The 15,234-nt window shown below is 70.9% G+C and carries 14 protein-coding genes; 9 read left to right on the plus strand and 5 right to left on the minus strand.

Going from position 1 to position 15,234, the window contains the following annotated elements; genetic code table 11:
• Positions 1-195: 195 nt before the first annotated feature.
• The gene (locus VIM26_RS00360) at positions 196-1,146 is read left to right on the plus strand and encodes a phosphotransferase enzyme family protein (protein WP_331948319.1); all 951 of its coding nucleotides are present in this window, start codon (positions 196-198) and stop codon (positions 1,144-1,146) included.
• A gap of 94 nt (positions 1,147-1,240) precedes the next feature.
• On the opposite strand, the gene VIM26_RS00365 is transcribed toward VIM26_RS00360, so the two are convergent.
• Together VIM26_RS00365 and VIM26_RS00370 are read right to left on the minus strand one after the other, a co-directional pair.
• Positions 1,241-1,927 carry an alpha/beta hydrolase gene (locus VIM26_RS00365; protein ID WP_331948320.1) on the minus strand — a complete coding sequence of 229 codons (687 nt, stop codon included), beginning with the start codon at positions 1,925-1,927 and terminating at the stop codon, positions 1,241-1,243.
• A gap of 547 nt (positions 1,928-2,474) precedes the next feature.
• Complete coding sequence (locus tag VIM26_RS00370) at positions 2,475-2,951, minus strand: hypothetical protein (protein WP_331948321.1); 477 nt, start codon at positions 2,949-2,951, stop codon at positions 2,475-2,477.
• A gap of 140 nt (positions 2,952-3,091) precedes the next feature.
• On the opposite strand from VIM26_RS00370, the gene VIM26_RS00375 reads away from it, so the two are divergent.
• The 3 genes from VIM26_RS00375 to VIM26_RS00385 all read left to right on the plus strand — a co-directional run bounded on the left by VIM26_RS00375 (position 3,092) and on the right by VIM26_RS00385 (position 6,017).
• Complete coding sequence (locus VIM26_RS00375; RefSeq protein WP_414696424.1) at positions 3,092-5,209, plus strand: S9 family peptidase; 2,118 nt, start codon at positions 3,092-3,094, stop codon at positions 5,207-5,209.
• A 167-nt stretch (positions 5,210-5,376) separates the two neighbouring features.
• On the plus strand, positions 5,377-5,613 hold the full coding sequence (locus VIM26_RS00380; protein WP_331948323.1) for a DUF6458 family protein: 237 nt from the start codon (positions 5,377-5,379) through the stop codon (positions 5,611-5,613).
• Positions 5,614-5,783: 170 nt separating this feature from the next.
• Positions 5,784-6,017 carry a DUF6458 family protein gene (locus tag VIM26_RS00385; RefSeq protein ID WP_331948324.1) on the plus strand — a complete coding sequence of 78 codons (234 nt, stop codon included), beginning with the start codon at positions 5,784-5,786 and terminating at the stop codon, positions 6,015-6,017.
• A gap of 25 nt (positions 6,018-6,042) precedes the next feature.
• On the opposite strand, the gene VIM26_RS00390 is transcribed toward VIM26_RS00385, so the two are convergent.
• Positions 6,043-6,765: an alpha/beta fold hydrolase gene (locus tag VIM26_RS00390; RefSeq protein WP_331948325.1), complete on the minus strand. Its 723-nt coding sequence runs from the start codon at positions 6,763-6,765 to the stop codon at positions 6,043-6,045.
• A gap of 60 nt (positions 6,766-6,825) precedes the next feature.
• On the opposite strand from VIM26_RS00390, the gene VIM26_RS00395 reads away from it, so the two are divergent.
• Complete coding sequence (locus VIM26_RS00395) at positions 6,826-7,602, plus strand: helix-turn-helix transcriptional regulator (protein ID WP_331948326.1); 777 nt, start codon at positions 6,826-6,828, stop codon at positions 7,600-7,602.
• A gap of 30 nt (positions 7,603-7,632) precedes the next feature.
• On the opposite strand, the gene VIM26_RS00400 is transcribed toward VIM26_RS00395, so the two are convergent.
• Positions 7,633-8,172 carry a TetR/AcrR family transcriptional regulator gene (locus VIM26_RS00400; protein WP_331948327.1) on the minus strand — a complete coding sequence of 180 codons (540 nt, stop codon included), beginning with the start codon at positions 8,170-8,172 and terminating at the stop codon, positions 7,633-7,635.
• 108 nt (positions 8,173-8,280) lie between these two features.
• Here VIM26_RS00400 and VIM26_RS00405 point away from each other — a divergent pair, with 108 nt between their 5' ends.
• Together VIM26_RS00405 and VIM26_RS00410 are read left to right on the plus strand one after the other, a co-directional pair.
• Positions 8,281-8,730: a hypothetical protein gene (locus VIM26_RS00405; protein WP_331948328.1), complete on the plus strand. Its 450-nt coding sequence runs from the start codon at positions 8,281-8,283 to the stop codon at positions 8,728-8,730.
• A gap of 110 nt (positions 8,731-8,840) precedes the next feature.
• The gene (locus tag VIM26_RS00410) at positions 8,841-10,826 is read left to right on the plus strand and encodes an NHL domain-containing thioredoxin family protein (protein WP_331948329.1); all 1,986 of its coding nucleotides are present in this window, start codon (positions 8,841-8,843) and stop codon (positions 10,824-10,826) included.
• Positions 10,827-11,213: 387 nt separating this feature from the next.
• On the opposite strand, the gene VIM26_RS00415 is transcribed toward VIM26_RS00410, so the two are convergent.
• Positions 11,214-11,819, minus strand: a complete 606-nt coding sequence (locus tag VIM26_RS00415) for a TetR/AcrR family transcriptional regulator (protein ID WP_331948330.1) — start codon at positions 11,817-11,819, stop codon at positions 11,214-11,216.
• A gap of 143 nt (positions 11,820-11,962) precedes the next feature.
• Between VIM26_RS00415 and VIM26_RS00420 the strand changes: the two genes are divergently transcribed.
• On the plus strand, positions 11,963-13,459 hold the full coding sequence (locus VIM26_RS00420) for a GAF domain-containing protein (RefSeq protein WP_331948331.1): 1,497 nt from the start codon (positions 11,963-11,965) through the stop codon (positions 13,457-13,459).
• Positions 13,460-13,671: 212 nt separating this feature from the next.
• Positions 13,672-15,195, plus strand: coding sequence for an aldehyde dehydrogenase family protein (locus tag VIM26_RS00425; protein ID WP_331948332.1), 1,524 nt, complete (start codon positions 13,672-13,674; stop codon positions 15,193-15,195).
• Positions 15,196-15,234 lie beyond the last annotated feature (39 nt).

Here is a 15,234-nt window from a genome sequence, read left to right on the forward strand (position 1 = left end):
TGGCGCGTTGCCACTCATCGTGTCCCGCTGGATTCGGCCATCTCGTTGCCGAGAGCCGAGGCGGCGGAGTCCGAGAATTGTCAGGCAAGATGGCACCAGTTCCTGCGTGCCCATCAGCGCAGCCCGCGTCGGTGGCGCTGCCGGGTCCACCCCAGGGTGTGCCACCACCCTCGAGCTCCTCGACGTGATTCGGAGATGACAGCAGTGACCCACCCTTCGACCAGCCGAGCAGCGCCCGATGAGACGCTTCCGGGGGACCTGCTCGAGCAGTGGCGCCTGTCTGACGCGAGCTACCTGGGCGGCAGCCGATCCCGTACGTGGCGGGTCCGGCGCCGCTCCTCTGTTTTCGCCGTCAAGTGGCTGTCCGCCGACGTTCGGTCGGACTGGCGGTATGAGACCCGTGTCATGGCGGCGTTGCGGGCGGTCAACTGGCCGGCTCCGTTCCTGACGGAGGAACCCATCGTCCGGGAGGACGGGGTCTGGAGGCTCTTCGCCTGGCTTCCCGGCGAACCCGCTCCCGTCGAGGACGATGCCGCCGAGGAGTATGCACGTGGAAGGCTGCTGGCGCAGTTCCATGCTGCGAGCTCCTCGCTCGGCGTGGCCGGCCAGCGGGACGGATTCCCTCTTCCGCGGCAGACCGTCCGCGATCCGCTGCTCGACCGGTGGCTGACCGTTCACGAGCAGCGTCTGCCGGAAGAAGGCCGGATCCTCCGCGCCTATCGTGAGGCGGCGGCCGCCCAGCTTGCCGATCATGAGTCCGATGTCCCCTCAGGCGTCATCCATGGTGACTTCACGCGGTGGAATCTGCTGTTCGACGGAGCTGCCCTAAGCGGGATCCTCGACTTCGAGGCCTGCCATAACAACCATCTTGTCGCGGACTTCGCCCTCGCCTGGCGGGGTGATCACGACGAGGTCATCCGCGGGTACGACTCGGTACGTACGCTCTCGGAAACTGAGTGGCACCTGGTGTGGCCGACCTATTGGGCGTGGTTGTTCCACGGAGTCAAGGAGATGCTCGCGGAGCACTACTCGCAGCCAGGCGGCGCTTCGAAACCCGCGGATCTCGATTGGCAAGTGCGGCACATGTTGAAGGATTCCGACCTCCTCCGTGCGAGGTACGGAGGGAAGCGAGTCGACAGTGCGTGAAGTCACGCCTCTGCCCACGGCAAGGGTACTTTCTCAGGCTCTAAAATCGTCGCGCTGCGCGACGAGCTGCAGGTATCCGGCCGTCGGGCGGAGGTCACGAAGCAGTACAGGCGTTCGTGATGGTCTTGGTCCAGACCTCAGGGTGGGTGAACCAGAAGTCATGTGGAACACCCGGCACTGTTGAGAACCTTCCGCGCGGAACAAGCGCGGCAACCTGCTCGATGGACCACGATGGTCGGATGTCGTTGCCGGCGGCGATGAAGTGCATCGGCACGTCGCAGGTAGCCAGTTCGCGCCACAGGTTCGGTCGATGAATCCAGTCGGTGAACGAAGCGCTGAGAGCCGCATGCACGTCGGGCGCCCAGGCGATCTCGACAAGGGGCTCCGTGGGCTTACCGGACTCGTAGGCCTCAGACCACGTGCGGTCACGCTGGGGGCCCCGGCCGGCGATGCCGACCACCGCGGCCACGGCTTCCGGATGCTCGACTGCGTAGCGCACACCCAGGTCACAGCCCCAGGAATGGCCTACCACGATCCAGGTGCCGACGCCGACCGCCTCGCGGATGCCTTCGAGGTCAGCGATCGCTTCTTCCATGGTGTGGGGGCCGCCGCCCGAGCGGCCGACGCCACGCAGTTCGGGATACCAGGCGCGGTGTTCCCGCGGTGCAAGGTCGTCGCCCTCCAGGTACTGCACACAACCCGGACCACCGGTGAGGACGACGACGTCAGGGCCATCACCCGTCACGCCAACGTGCAGCGTCGCGGCTCCTACCTGGATCATCCGCGACTCCATGTTCGGGAACGCTATCAGAGCCAGGCATCCGTCCGATGACGCGCAACTGATGACAGTTCGTTGTCACTGGGACAGGTTGATTGTCACCGTGACAACTACCGTGTCAAAAGTGACATCTTCGTTGTCACTTCACAGCGAACGACGACGTAGTGGATCTGGGTGTCTCGCGTCTCGGCCATCTCGCGAAAGTCCTCGATGAACCAAGTTCCGATGATGCCGTCGACGATCACGCGGTAACCGCCGCAGGCATAGGCGCCGGCTGACCGGGCCGGCGCGGTGATGACGACGGTGTTCTGACGATGCGCCTGCGGCTTGTAGGGCGATGGCGCCCTGGCGAATGAAGCCCCAGAAATCGTCTGAGTGCAGGTGCACGGTCGGGGAGTAGCGCGCGGCAAGGAGCCTGGCGACGGTGATCTTGCCTGCACCCGGCGGTCCGGTCAGCACGATCAGTCGACCGGGACCAGGCGCGAGCTCGCCCTGCGTAGATGCCACTGTCACGCCGCCTCAACTCGTCGGCCCAGAAGTTGCCCGATTCTCACCCGACCGGTGTGAGCATCCATCCGGTTCCTCCCGTCGCGGCGCTCACCCGGAACACCCCAGTCGGCCCGAACGCCCGCTTCGCGAGCGGCACCCGCCCGGCGCACGGGTCGATCGCCGACCGCTTGATCCGGATCGAATCCACCACCCGGTCCCCACCCGCGAACAGGACGTACGCCACGCCGTCGTCGGCCGCTCTGGGAGCGTCCGGCCATTTCGCGCCGAGCAGCTTCTCGACGGCGTCGACCGAGTCCCGCGGGCACACCGCGACGCCGTGATCCCAGTCGAAGTGCGTCACGCTCGTCATCGCGACCGTCTTGTCGCCCTTCCCGGCGGCCTCGACCAGTGCCGCGAAGCGCGTCTGCGTGCTCCCGGTGCCCGCGCCCGGCGTCGCACCACAGCCCGCCAGGCCGGCAACGATCAGCGCCGCAACGACCGTCGCGCTCAGGCACCGTCCAGGCCTACCGTCCAGCATCGAAATCCCCCGCTCGTCGTCCGCCCGCAAAGAGGACTCGTCGCCGAGAGCGGACCTGGCGCCCCCATCTTGCAGCCTCGGGGCCGGTGCCCACCTATCGGCGCGGCGACCGACGCGCGTGGTAGGACGTAACGGTGACTATCGAGCCTTCTGCGCTCCCCAGCGCCGCCAGCCCTGAGCCGCCGAGCCCGTTCCACGATCTCGATCGCTATGTCGCCCTGCCGCGCGCGAGCGGCCTGACGCTCTCGCGGGACGGGACCCGGCTCGTGACTTCGGTCTCGACGCTCGACGAGAAGGGCGTGAAATACGTCTCGGCGCTGTGGGAGATCGACCCGACCGGTGACCTGCCCGCCCGGCGGCTGACCCGCTCGCGACAGGGCGAGCAGGGCGCCGCGTTCAACCGCGCGGGCGACCTGCTGTTCACCTCGGCCCGGCCGGATGCGAGCGGCAAGGAGGCGGCTGCCGACGACGAGCCGCCGTCGGCCCTGTGGTTGCTGCCCGCGAACGGCGCCGAGGCGCGGGTCGTGGCGACGCGGTCGGGCGGCGTCGGGCACCCGATCATCGCGCAGCACGCGCCGGTCGTGCTGGTCACCTCCGACGTGCTGCCCGGTGCCCGCGACACCGCGCACGATGAGAAGCTGCGCTCGGCGCGCAAGGAGAAGAAGGTCTCCGCGATCCTGCACTCGGGCTACCCGGTCCGGTACTGGGACCACGACCTCGGCCCGGCCACGCCCCACCTGCTCGCCGCCGGGCTGGTCAGCGACCTCTCCTCGCAGGTCGCCGGCAGTCCCGAACCGCACCTCGACCTGCGCGACCTCACGCCCGACGCCGGCGCGGCCCTGCACGAGACCTCCGCGGACATCTCGCCCGACGGCGCCACGGTCGTCACCGCCTGGGTGCGCCCGCTCGCGCGCGGTGCCCAGCGCTCCACGCTCGTGGCGATCGACGTCGCGACCGGCGAGCGGCGCACCCTCGTCGACGACGAGTCGGCGGAGTTCTACTCCCCGGTCATCTCGCCGGACGGCCGGTGGGTCGCGTTCTCGCGCGAGTCCATCAGCACCCCGCAGGTCGCGCCGCGCGTCGCGCTCGGTCTCGTGCCGCTCGCCGGCGGCACCTGGCGCCCGCTCGCGGACTCCTGGGACCGCTGGCCGAGCGGCACGCAGTGGCTGCCCGACTCGTCCGCCGTGCTCGTCGTGGCCGACGACAACGGCCGCGCGCCGGTCTTCCGCGTCGACGTCGCGACCGGCGACGTCTCGCGCGTGACCAGCGACGACGCCGTCTTCGGCGATCTGCAGGTGAGCCCCGACGGCGACCGGCTCTACGCGACCCGCACGTCCTACCTCGCGCCCGGACACGCGGTCCGGATCGACCTCGCCGCGGCGGCGGCGCTCGGCCCCGTCCCCGCCGTCGCGCTGCAACCCCCGGCACCCGCTCCCGAGCTGCCCGGCACGCTCACGGAGGTCGAGACCACGGCGCCCGACGGCGTGCGGGTGCGCGGCTGGCTAGCCCTGCCGGCCGGGGCCGGTGCCGACAACCAGGCCCCGCTGCTGCTGTGGATCCACGGCGGCCCGCTCGGATCGTGGAACGCCTGGTCCTGGCGCTGGAACCCGTGGCTGCTGGTGGCGCAGGGCTACGCCGTCCTGCTCCCGGATCCCGGGCTGTCGACCGGCTACGGCCAGGAGTTCGTCCAGCGCGGCTGGGGCGCGTGGGGCGCCGAGCCGTACACCGACCTGATGGCGATGACCGACGCTGTCTGTGCCCGCGCCGACATCGACGAGACGCGCACGGCGGCGATGGGCGGCTCGTTCGGCGGCTACATGGCCAACTGGGTCGCCGGCCACACCGACCGGTTCAAGGCGATCGTCACCCACGCGAGCCTGTGGGCCCTGGACCAGTTCGGTCCGACCACCGACGCCGCGTACTACTGGGCGCGCGAGATGACCGACGAGATGGCGCTGGAGAACTCACCGCACCGGTTCGTCGGTCAGATCGCGACCCCGATGCTCGTCGTGCACGGCGACAAGGACTATCGGGTGCCGATCGGGGAGGGACTGCGGCTCTGGTACGAGCTGCTGTCGCGCTCCAAGCTCGCGGCCGACGACGACGGCGCGACGGCGCACCGGTTCTTGTACTTCCCGGACGAGAATCACTGGGTGCTCAGCCCCCAGCACGCGATCCTCTGGTACGGCGTCGTGTCCTCGTTCCTCGCCGACCACGTCCTGGGCACCGAGCGCCCGCTGCCCGAGCTGCTGGGCTGACGTTGAGCGTGCCCCGGACGAGCATCAGGGGGCATCGAATTTGGACCGGTTTGCGCTGCGCGGTCGCGCCGTGGTCTGGTACGGCGTCGACGCGCGCGAGCGAGTCGGTCCGCGCCCGAGATCCCTCGGGAACGGGCGAGTCCCAGCACCGACGAAGGAGCACGACTGTGGGCATCGGAGGATCGATCTCCCTGATCGTCGTGGGCGCCATCTTGGCGTTCGCCGTCACCGACAACGTCGACGCGATCGACCTGAAGATGATCGGCTACATCTGCATGGGCGCCGGGGTGCTGGCGCTGATCATCACCGTGATCATCAGCTCGCAGCGGGCCACGACCACGCATCGCGAAATCATCGAGCGGCGCGGCGACGACCGTCGCTCCAACTCGCCTGCCGGCTACTGACCCGAACCCATGGTCGCCGTCCGGCCGTGGCCAGGCGCGACGTTCCGTTCCTGGGCGCTTGCGCGCGGACGTCGTACCGTTGTGGTTAACGCATCGACGCGCGTTCGCGTCGGCCGGCGTCCGAGTTTCTCGACGTCGGAGTGAATCGGTACCGACGAAGGAGCACGACGATGGGTATTGGAGGATCGATCGCGCTCCTGGTGGTGGGCGCCATCTTGGCATTCGCGGTCCGCGACAGCATCGACGCCGTCAACCTGACGATGGTCGGCTACATCTGCATGGGAGCCGGGGTCGTCGCCCTGATCATCACGCTGGTCGCCAGCTCCCAGCGCACGAGAACGACCCACCACGAGATCATCGAGCGGCGCGGCGACGAGGGCCCGCCGGTCCCGCCGTCCAGCTAGCCCCGGGCACCTCCGACGCCGAGGGTCATGCGCGGGCAGCCGCCACGATCTCCGCCGCGAGGTCGGCAGGCCGCGAGAACATCGGCCAGTGCCCGGTCGGCAGGTCCACGTAGGTGACGTCGAGCTCGTCCAGCTCGGTGTGCAGCGGTGAGTCGGGACTGATCATCGTCCTGAGCACGGCCGACGGCAGGCTGGTGCAGATCTCAGTCACCGGGACGCCGAACCGTCGCGGATCGCTCAGGCGCACCGGCCCGCGCGCCACCCCAGCGGGTTGCGGCACCGCCCGGGCCCGGAACGCGGCGCGGGCCTCGGCGTCGAGCCCGTCGAGGCTTGAGCCGGCGGCATCGAGGTCCTCCCACGACGGGAGCGGCTGCTCGGTCGCGTCGGCCGGCAGGTCCGGGGCGAGCACCGCGCCGTCGGCCAGCGGGCCGCTGTCGACGTAGATCGCGCGCCGGACCCGGTCCGGCACCTGGTCGACGACGGCGTGCACGAGCGCACCGCCCCCGCTGTGCCCCACGAGCACGATCCCCGGCGGGAGCCCCTCGACGACGTCGCGCACGGCACGCACGTGGTCCTCGCGCGTGATGCCGGCCCGGTTGGTGTCAGCGTGCTCGAGCCCGGGAAGCGTGACGGCGTGCGGCTTCATCCCGGCAGCCCGGAGCGGCCCGACGACGCCGTCCCAGGCCCACGCTCCCAGCCAGGATCCGGGGACGAGAACGATGTGGATACGGTCGGTCTCAGTAGTCATGAGACCAGCCTTGGCCCCCACTGGTGACACCTGTCTGTCACCATTTATTCGGGAGGATCGATGAACCGCACGGACAGGCTCTACGCGATCACCGAGGATCTGCGACGGGCCGGCAGGGCGGGCCGGACCGGGCGCAGGCTCGCCGCCACGCTCGAGGTCAGCGATCGCACGATCAAGCGGGACATCTCCGCCCTCCAACAGGCCGGGGCGCCGATCTGGGCCCAGCCGGGCCCGGGCGGCGGCTACGTGCTGGACGACTCCGCGAGCCTGCCGCCGGTGAACTTCTCGCCCGCCCAAGCCGTGGCGGTCGCGGTCGCCCTGGCCGCGCTCCCGCCCGGCAGCCCGTTCGCGGTCGATGGCGCGGCCGCGCGCGGGAAGGTCTTCGACGCGCTCGGCCCGGCCGACCGAGGTCGCGCCCGCGACGTGGCTGGGCGGATCTGGTTCGCGGTGCAGTCGGACCAGGCACCCGTGCCGACCGACGTGCAGGACGAGAACGGGCGCGAAGATGCCCGGGAGTCCGGGCTGCACAAGGCCCAACCCGGCGTGCTGCGCGCCGTCGAGCAGGCGCTGCTGCTGCACCTCGTCCTGGCGATCCGCTACCGCGATGCCGCCGGCCGCGTCACCCAGCGCGCCGTCGAGCCGGTGCTGCTCGCGCGCACCGAACGCGGCTGGTACCTCGTGGCCTGGTCGCGCGACCGCGTGGCGATTCGGTGGTTCCGCCTCGACCGGATCCGGCAGGCGGACCTCACTCGCGAGCACTACGAACCGCGCGACGTCGCCGACGTCGGCACCCCACCCGTCGACGCCGCGCCTGCGCTCGCCTCCAGCGACCCCTGACCCCGCCGGTCGGCGGGCTGACGCGCTGGGCTACCTCGTGACCATCGCCCGGACCTGATCGAGCAGCTGCTCGGAGACCAGCTCGAACGCCTCCATGTCCTGCTCCGCACGGCTGAGAACCACCGCGCCCTCGCTCGCGGCGACAAGAGTCGTGGCGAACCGCTTCGCCTCGTGCGCGGTGAGGCCGCCCTGCTCGAGCAGCTCGGCAAGCCGCCCGCGCCACGAGCGGAACACGGCGCCGCTCTGAGCCAGCAGGTCCGGGGAGTCTGTCGCCACCGTGACCGCGAGCACGGAACATCCAGCCCCACAGTGGGTGTGCGAGAGGAGGGCTCGCCACATCCCCAGGAAGAACTCCGTCACCTCCTCGGGTGGGGAGCCCTCCACCCGATCCAGCAGATCGAGCGCGCGCGTCCCCGCGAGGTCGACGGCCGCGCCGATCAGCTGGTCCTTGCCGTGGGGGAAGTGGTGGTAGATCGACCCCCGGGGGGCTCTGGTCAGCTGGAGGACCTCGGAGAACGAGGTTGCTTGGAGCCCGTGCTGGGCCAGGAGCTGCACGGCGCCTTCGATCATTCGGGCTCGAACCTTGCCCACAACCATGTGTTGATCTCCTTGACCATGACGGTCGTCATAGTTTACGGTCTATGCATCCCATCATAGTTGCGAGCGAGGAGCCTCCCGATGCCCATGATCGACGTCTACGCACCCGCAGACCTGTTCCCGGCCGACGCGGACAGCCGGCTCGGCAACGAGCTCACGCACGCGGTCCTCCGCGCCGAAGGTGTGTCGACCCCCGGGCCGTTCCACCTCGACAACACGGCCGCGTTCATCCACCGGTTGCCGCCGTCGGCGATCTCCACCGCGAACTCCGCATCCGCGCGCACGGTGCGCGTCCAGGTCATCACCCCTCCTGCGGCGCTCAACCGGGACGGCCAGCGGCAGCTCACCAGGGAGATCACCGAGATCGTCACCCGGATCTCCGGCGACGAGTCGCAGGCCGCCCGCACGTGGGTGATCCTCACCGAGGCCGCCGAGGGCGGCTGGGGACTGGCCGGGACGGCCTTCGGGGTCGAGGAGTTCGGCGCCCTTGCCGCCAGGGCAGCCGCGGCGAGGGCTGCGGCTGCGAGCTAGCCACACCGCGCACCCGCCCGGCATCGGCCCGAACCGCGCTCGGGCCTCCAGTCGGCTGTCACGCGCCCGCCCGGGAATGGACCGCCCGAGCCATCGTGTTGACTTGCCTCGTGGCAGTCACCGGTTCGCTCCCCAAGGTCCGCGCGTCAGAGCTGGTCGGCCGGGGCTGGCTGAACACCGGCGGGCGCGACGTGACCCTCGTTGACCTGCGCGGCAAGATCGTGATCCTGGATTTCTGGACGTTCTGCTGCATCAACTGCCTGCACGTCCTGGACGAGCTGCGCGAGCTCGAGGCCGAGCACCGCGACGTGCTCGTCATCGTCGGGGTGCACTCGCCGAAGTTCGCGCACGAGGCCGATCCGGTCGCCCTCGCGGCCGCCGTCGAGCGGTACGAGGTGCATCACCCGGTTCTCGACGATCCGCAGCTCGTGACCTGGTCCGCGTACACCGCGCGGGCCTGGCCCACGCTCGTGGTGATCGACCCGGAGGGCTACATCGTCGCCCAGATGGCCGGCGAGGGACACGCGCACAACCTCGAGATCCTGGTCCGCGACCTCGTCGCCGAGCACGAGGCCAACGGCACCCTGCACCGCGGCGACGGTCCGTACGTCGCCCCCGTGCCGACCTCGGGCACGCTGCGGTTCCCGGCGAAGGCGATCGCGCTGCCCGGCGGGACCTTCCTGGTCGCCGACGCCGGGCACCACAGCCTCGCGGAGCTCGCGCCGGACGGCGAGACCCTCGTCCGGCGCATCGGTTCGGGCGAACGGGGCCTGGCCGACGGCGGTCCGCACGACGCCCGGTTCAGCGAGCCGAACGGCCTCGCGCTGGTCCCCGCGAAGCTCCGCGCCGAGGTCGGGTTCGACGTGCTGGTCGCCGACACCGTCAACCACGCCCTGCGCGGGATCCGCCTCGCCGACGGACAGGTCACCACCGTCGCCGGTACCGGCGAGCCCTACGTCGTCGGAGGCCCGGACAACGGCGACGACGGTGATGGCAGCCCCGGCAACGTGCACGCGGCGTCCTTCGACCCCCTGACGGTGCGGCTGTCCTCGCCCTGGGACGTCGTCTGGTCGCCGGACGCCGACGCGTTCGTCGTCGCGATGGCCGGCAACCACACGCTGTGGGCGCTCGACGTCCGGCGCGGCGCGATCCGCCGGCTTGCCGGGACCATGAACGAGGGCCTGCTCGACGGTCCCGCCGACCAGGCCTGGCTCGCGCAGACCTCCGGGCTCGCGGTCGACGCGGCCGGACGGATCTGGCTCGCCGACTCCGAGGTCTCCGCCCTGCGCCATCTCGACCTCGACCCAGCGAGTTTTGGGAAGGATCTGCGCGAAATTCGCACAGAATCTTCCGAAAACTGGTCGGCCGGAACCGTCGGCACCGCCGTCGGGGCGGGGCTGTTCGAGTTCGGGTTCCGGGACGGAGCCGCCGGTCAGGCGCTGTTGCAGCACCCGCTCGGGGTCGCGGTCCTGCCGGACGGGTCGATCGCCGTCGCGGACACCTACAACGGCGCGATCCGCCGCTATGCGCCGGGCGCCGACGGGAGTCCCGGCCAGGTGACGACCCTCGCGCGCGACCTCGCCGAGCCGAGCGGCGTCGTCGTCCTCGCGCCGCGCGAGGGGGACGCGCCCAGCGGGGTCGAGCTGCTGGTGGTCGAGTCGGCCGCGCACCGGCTCACCCGGATCCGCCTCCCGAAGGACGTCGCGGGGGAGATCCTCGACGCCGGCGCGCACCGCACGCAGCGCCCGGTGACCGACGTCGCACCCGGACCGTTCCGCCTCGACGTCGTCTTCACGCCCGCCGCCGGGCAGAAGTACGACGACCGCTACGGCCCCTCGACCCGGCTCCAGGTCTCCTCGACTCCGCCCGACCTGCTGCTCGCGGGCGCGGGCGACGACGTCGACCTGGCGCGCGACCTGGTGTTCAACCCGGATGCGACCGACGGCGTGCTGCACGTGACCGCGCACGCCGCGAGCTGTGACTCCGACCCCGCGATCGAGTACCCCGCCTGCCACCTCAACGCCCAGGACTGGGGTGTCCCGGTCCGCGTTCTCCCCGGCGCCCCGAGGGGGCTCATCCTCCCGCTACACGGTTGAGCCACCCTCGACGGTTGAACCCACTCTCGACGGTTGAACCACCCTCGTGAGGGGCGGGGCAGACGGGGATCGGCCGCCCGAGGGTGCCGAGGCTCGAGTTCGGTCAGGTCGCGGCCGGGGGGTATCGGGGCGCTTAAGGCATCGCACCCGTAGGCGCCGAGTACTGCGGTGCTGCGTATTGCGGTGCTGCGTACTGCGGTGCCGAGTAGGGAGGCGGCGCAGCCGTGTCTTGCGCGTAGTTGGGCTCAGGCCGCTCGTCGGCAGCGGGCGTTGGTTGGTTGATTCGGGTGGGCCGCCGGATCGCTGACCCATGAGGTCCATTTTGTCCGGAACGAACGGAACTGATGCGGTCCGCAGGTCGCCGCGACGACGCGGACGGACGTCACGTCAGGCCAGGGCGGGGGCCTCGGCGCCGACGGCGCGCAGGACAAACGTGACCGTGGCCTCGATCGCTTGCTCGCGCGCGGGCTCGTCGTCGGGCAGGCCCCGGCCGGACAGGCAGGCGTGCACCAGCGGCACGGTCGTGTTGATGTCCTGCTCGGGGAACGCCCCCGACTCGATGCCCGCCGCGAGGATGTTTCGCAGGATCGTCTCGACGCCGACGATGTGCTCGCGCAGGCGTCGCTGCGTACCGACGGACAGCACGGTGCGCAGGTCCGGGCCGGGATTCGTGTGGAAGACCCGCTTGACCTGCGTCTGCTGGCGCACATAGGTCCGCAGCTGCTCGACCGGGTCCTCGATCCCGTGCAGCGCGACCCCGAGCGCGTCGAGGTAGAGCGTCGTCTCGTGCGCGATGTAGCCGAGGAGCAGCAGCTCCTTGTCGGCGAAGTGGTTGTACACGGACGTGCGCCCGACCCCGGCGGTGGCCGCGATGTCGGCGAGGCTGATCGCGTCGAAACCCCGCTCGCCCATCAAAGAGCAGAGTGCGGCGAAGAGCTTCTCGCGGGTCTGCGCCCGGTGCTCGCGCAGCGACCCGCCGATGATCTTGGGCATTCTGACAGCATCTCACGATCTGTCAGCACCCAACGGCGGTGTCACGCGGCTCGCCGCGGGTTACCCTTCGAAGGGAGCCCGCCGCCTCGATCCGCGCTGGCCCTGCCCGACACCGACGCCGACGTCGAGGGGAGTCCGCTCGAATGACGAAGTCCGTCAGCCCGTGGGTCGCGTGGCCCCTCGGGGTCGACCCGGCCGAGCTCTCCTCACGCCTGCACGCCGCCCACGAGCTGTTCATGAACGGCGGCTCCGCACCGCCCGAGGAGAAGGGCACGGCGCGGGGCAGGGTCTCCGCGGTGCGCCGCGTGGTGATGGACTCCTGGCTGCGCAGCCGCAAGAGCGGCGTCGACCCCGAGCGCCCCCGCCCGCCCGTCGACCTGACCGGAGCCGACCTCGCCGCGTTCCGCGGCGAGCACGCGCTCGCGCCGCTGATGCCGATCGTGCGCCGGCTGCTGATCGAACCCGCCGGCTCCGAGGGCATGCTGGTCGCCATCGCGGACACCTCCGGGCGCCTGCTGTGGGTCGAGGGCGACCGCACCGTGCGCCGCGACGTCGAGCGGGTCGGCTTCGTCGAGGGCTCCAGCTGGAGCGAGCAGGACGCCGGCACCAACGCGCCCGGCATCGCCCTGGCCACCGACCACGAGATCCAGATCTTCGCCGCCGAGCACTTCACCCGGGCCGTCCAGCCCTGGAGCTGCTCGGCCGCCCCCGTGCACGACCCGGTCACCGGCCGCGTGCTCGGCGCGCTCGACATCACCGGGCGCGACCCTGCCGCCTCCCCGCAGATGCTCTCCCTGGTGCGCGCCACGGTCGCCGCCATGGAGTCCGAGCTCGCGGTCCGCGCCCTGCGCGCCATGCTCTCCGGGGCCGACGACGGCGCCCCGACCCGCCGCGGTCGCCCCACCTCGTCCGCCGTGCCCGACGACGCCGCCGCGGCCCTCTGGGTGCCCTCGGCCGACGCCCGGAAGCGCGAGCCGCGAGCCGCGCCGGCCGGCCTGCTCGAGGTGCTCGGGACGTCGTCGGGCACGCTGGTGCGCGACGGCGAGCGGCAGGCCCTCACGCTGCGGCACGCCGAGCTGCTGCTCCTGCTCGGCACGCACCAGGCCGGTCTGACCGGCGAGGAGCTCGCCGCGCTGCTGCACCCCGGGACCCTGTCGGACGTGACCGTGCGGGCCGAGATGTCCCGGCTGCGGCGCGTCGTCGGCGTCCTGCTCGGCGGTTCGCGGCCGTACCGGCTCGCGGAACCGATCCGGACCGACGTGGACGAGGTGCGCGAGCTGCTCGCGCTCGGTGACGTGTCCGGCGCGGTCGAGGTGTACCGCGGCCCGGTGCTGCCGCGGTCGGAGGCGCCCGGCGTCGAGGCGCTCCGCGAGCAGCTCGCCGCCGAGCTGCGCGCCGCCCTTGCCCGGACCCGGGACGTGCGCGCGCTCGAGGCCTGGACGCTCGGGGCCGCCGGCGCGGACGACCTGGACGCCTGGCAGCGGCTGCTCACCCTGCACCCGGAGGGGTCCCCGGGCTGGATCCGGGCCCGCGCGCACGCGGACGTCCTCGACCTCGAGCTCGGGGTGCGCGGTCCGGCGCTCGCCGGCCGGGCGCTCGCCGGCCGAGCCCCGCAGCGCCCTCGCCCGCTGCCGCGCTGACCGCTTCGCCCCCGACCGCCGGGTCTGATCGCGGGTGTGATCGGTCTGTCACGCCCAGGGTCATACGTCCCAAAGAACTCCCCGCAACGTTGCAACGGTCGCGCAACGTACGTAGGCCTAACGTCCCGGTTGTGGCCCGTCGCGACGATGCGGCGTCCCTGGGTACCGCGTAACCCGGCGGTTCCCAGCACATCAGCCTGGAGGTTCCTGAGATGACTGTGTACGCCGCACCCGGCAAGCCCGGGAGCCTTGCGACCTTTCGGCCGCGCTACGACCACTGGATCGGTGGCGAGTACGTCGCCCCCCTCGCCGGTCGCTACTTCGAGAACCCGACGCCGGTCACCGGCCAGATCTACTGTGAGGTTGCTCGCGGCGACGCGAACGACATCGACGCCGCGCTCGACGCAGCGCACGCCGCCGCCCGCACCTGGGGCAAGACGACCGCCACCCAGCGCTCGGTGATCCTCAACAAGGTCGCCGACCGCATCGAGGACAACCTCGAGATGCTCGCCGTCGCCGAGACGTGGGACAACGGCAAGCCCGTCCGCGAGACCCTCGCGGCCGACCTCCCCCTCGCCGTCGACCACTTCCGCTACTTCGCCGGGGTGCTGCGCGCCGAGGAGGGCTCGATCTCGCAGATCGACGAGGACACGATCGCGTACCACTTCCACGAGCCGCTGGGCGTCGTCGGTCAGATCATTCCTTGGAACTTCCCGCTGCTGATGGCGATCTGGAAGCTCGCGCCCGCCCTCGCTGCCGGAAACTGCGTCGTTCTCAAGCCGGCCGAGCAGACGCCGGTGTCGATCCTCATACTCATGGAGCTCCTCGCGGACCTCCTGCCCGCCGGCGTCATCAACGTCGTCAACGGCTTCGGCGTCGAGACCGGCAAGCCGCTCGCGTCCTCGCCGCGGATCCGCAAGATCGCATTCACCGGCGAGACCACCACCGGCCGGCTGATCATGCAGTACGCCAGCCAGAACCTCATCCCGGTCACCCTCGAGCTCGGCGGCAAGAGCCCGAACATCTTCTTCGACGACATCTCGCGCGCCGACGACGCCTACTACGACAAGGCGCTCGAGGGCTTCGCGATGTTCGCGCTCAACCAGGGCGAGGTCTGCACGGCCCCGTCCCGCGCGCTCGTCGCCGCGTCCATCTACGAGAAGTTCCTGCCCGACGCCCTGGACCGCGTCCGGAAGATCAAGCAGGGCAACCCGCTGGACACCGAGACGATGATCGGTGCGCAGTCGTCGAACGACCAGCTCGAGAAGATCCTCAGCTACGTCGAGATCGGCAAGGCCGAGGGCGCCAAGCTGCTCATCGGTGGCGAGCGCACCATCCTCGAGGGCGACCTGGCCGGCGGCTACTACATGCAGCCGACGATCTTCGAGGGCAAGAACTCGATGCGGATCTTCCAGGAGGAGATCTTCGGTCCGGTCCTCGCCGTGACGACCTTCGACGACTTCGACGACGCGATCGACATCGCCAACGACACCCTCTACGGGCTCGGGGCAGGCGTGTGGTCCCGCGAGTCCATGACCTCCTACCGCGCGGGCCGCGCGATCCAGGCCGGTCGCGTGTGGACGAACTGCTACCACGCGTACCCCGCCGCCGCCGCGTTCGGTGGCTACAAGGGCTCGGGCATCGGCCGCGAGAACCACAAGATGATGCTCGACCACTACCAGCAGACCAAGAACCTGCTGGTCTCGTACTCCCCGAACGCCGACGGCTTCTTCTAAAGATCTCCCCGGGGCCGAACAAGGGCCCCATGAACCGCC

Origin of the sequence: Pengzhenrongella sp. (assembly GCF_036565025.1) — a bacterium.
GTDB lineage: Bacteria > Actinomycetota > Actinomycetes > Actinomycetales > Cellulomonadaceae > Pengzhenrongella.

What these genes read in the sequence shown, in the direction of transcription:
- VIM26_RS00420 (WP_331948331.1), top strand. Translation starts at nt 11,963, where the DNA reads ATGACGAAGTCCGTCAGCCCGTGGGTCGCGTGGCCCCTCGGGGTCGAC.
- VIM26_RS00415 (WP_331948330.1), bottom strand. Translation starts at nt 11,819, where the DNA reads ATGCCCAAGATCATCGGCGGGTCGCTGCGCGAGCACCGGGCGCAGACC.
- VIM26_RS00390 (WP_331948325.1), bottom strand. Translation starts at nt 6,765, where the DNA reads ATGACTACTGAGACCGACCGTATCCACATCGTTCTCGTCCCCGGATCC.
- VIM26_RS00360 (WP_331948319.1), top strand. Translation starts at nt 196, where the DNA reads ATGACAGCAGTGACCCACCCTTCGACCAGCCGAGCAGCGCCCGATGAG.
- VIM26_RS00385 (WP_331948324.1), top strand. Translation starts at nt 5,784, where the DNA reads ATGGGTATTGGAGGATCGATCGCGCTCCTGGTGGTGGGCGCCATCTTG.
- VIM26_RS00370 (WP_331948321.1), bottom strand. Translation starts at nt 2,951, where the DNA reads ATGCTGGACGGTAGGCCTGGACGGTGCCTGAGCGCGACGGTCGTTGCG.
- VIM26_RS00365 (WP_331948320.1), bottom strand. Translation starts at nt 1,927, where the DNA reads ATGATCCAGGTAGGAGCCGCGACGCTGCACGTTGGCGTGACGGGTGAT.
- VIM26_RS00405 (WP_331948328.1), top strand. Translation starts at nt 8,281, where the DNA reads ATGCCCATGATCGACGTCTACGCACCCGCAGACCTGTTCCCGGCCGAC.
- VIM26_RS00425 (WP_331948332.1), top strand. Translation starts at nt 13,672, where the DNA reads ATGACTGTGTACGCCGCACCCGGCAAGCCCGGGAGCCTTGCGACCTTT.
- VIM26_RS00400 (WP_331948327.1), bottom strand. Translation starts at nt 8,172, where the DNA reads ATGATCGAAGGCGCCGTGCAGCTCCTGGCCCAGCACGGGCTCCAAGCA.
- VIM26_RS00395 (WP_331948326.1), top strand. Translation starts at nt 6,826, where the DNA reads ATGAACCGCACGGACAGGCTCTACGCGATCACCGAGGATCTGCGACGG.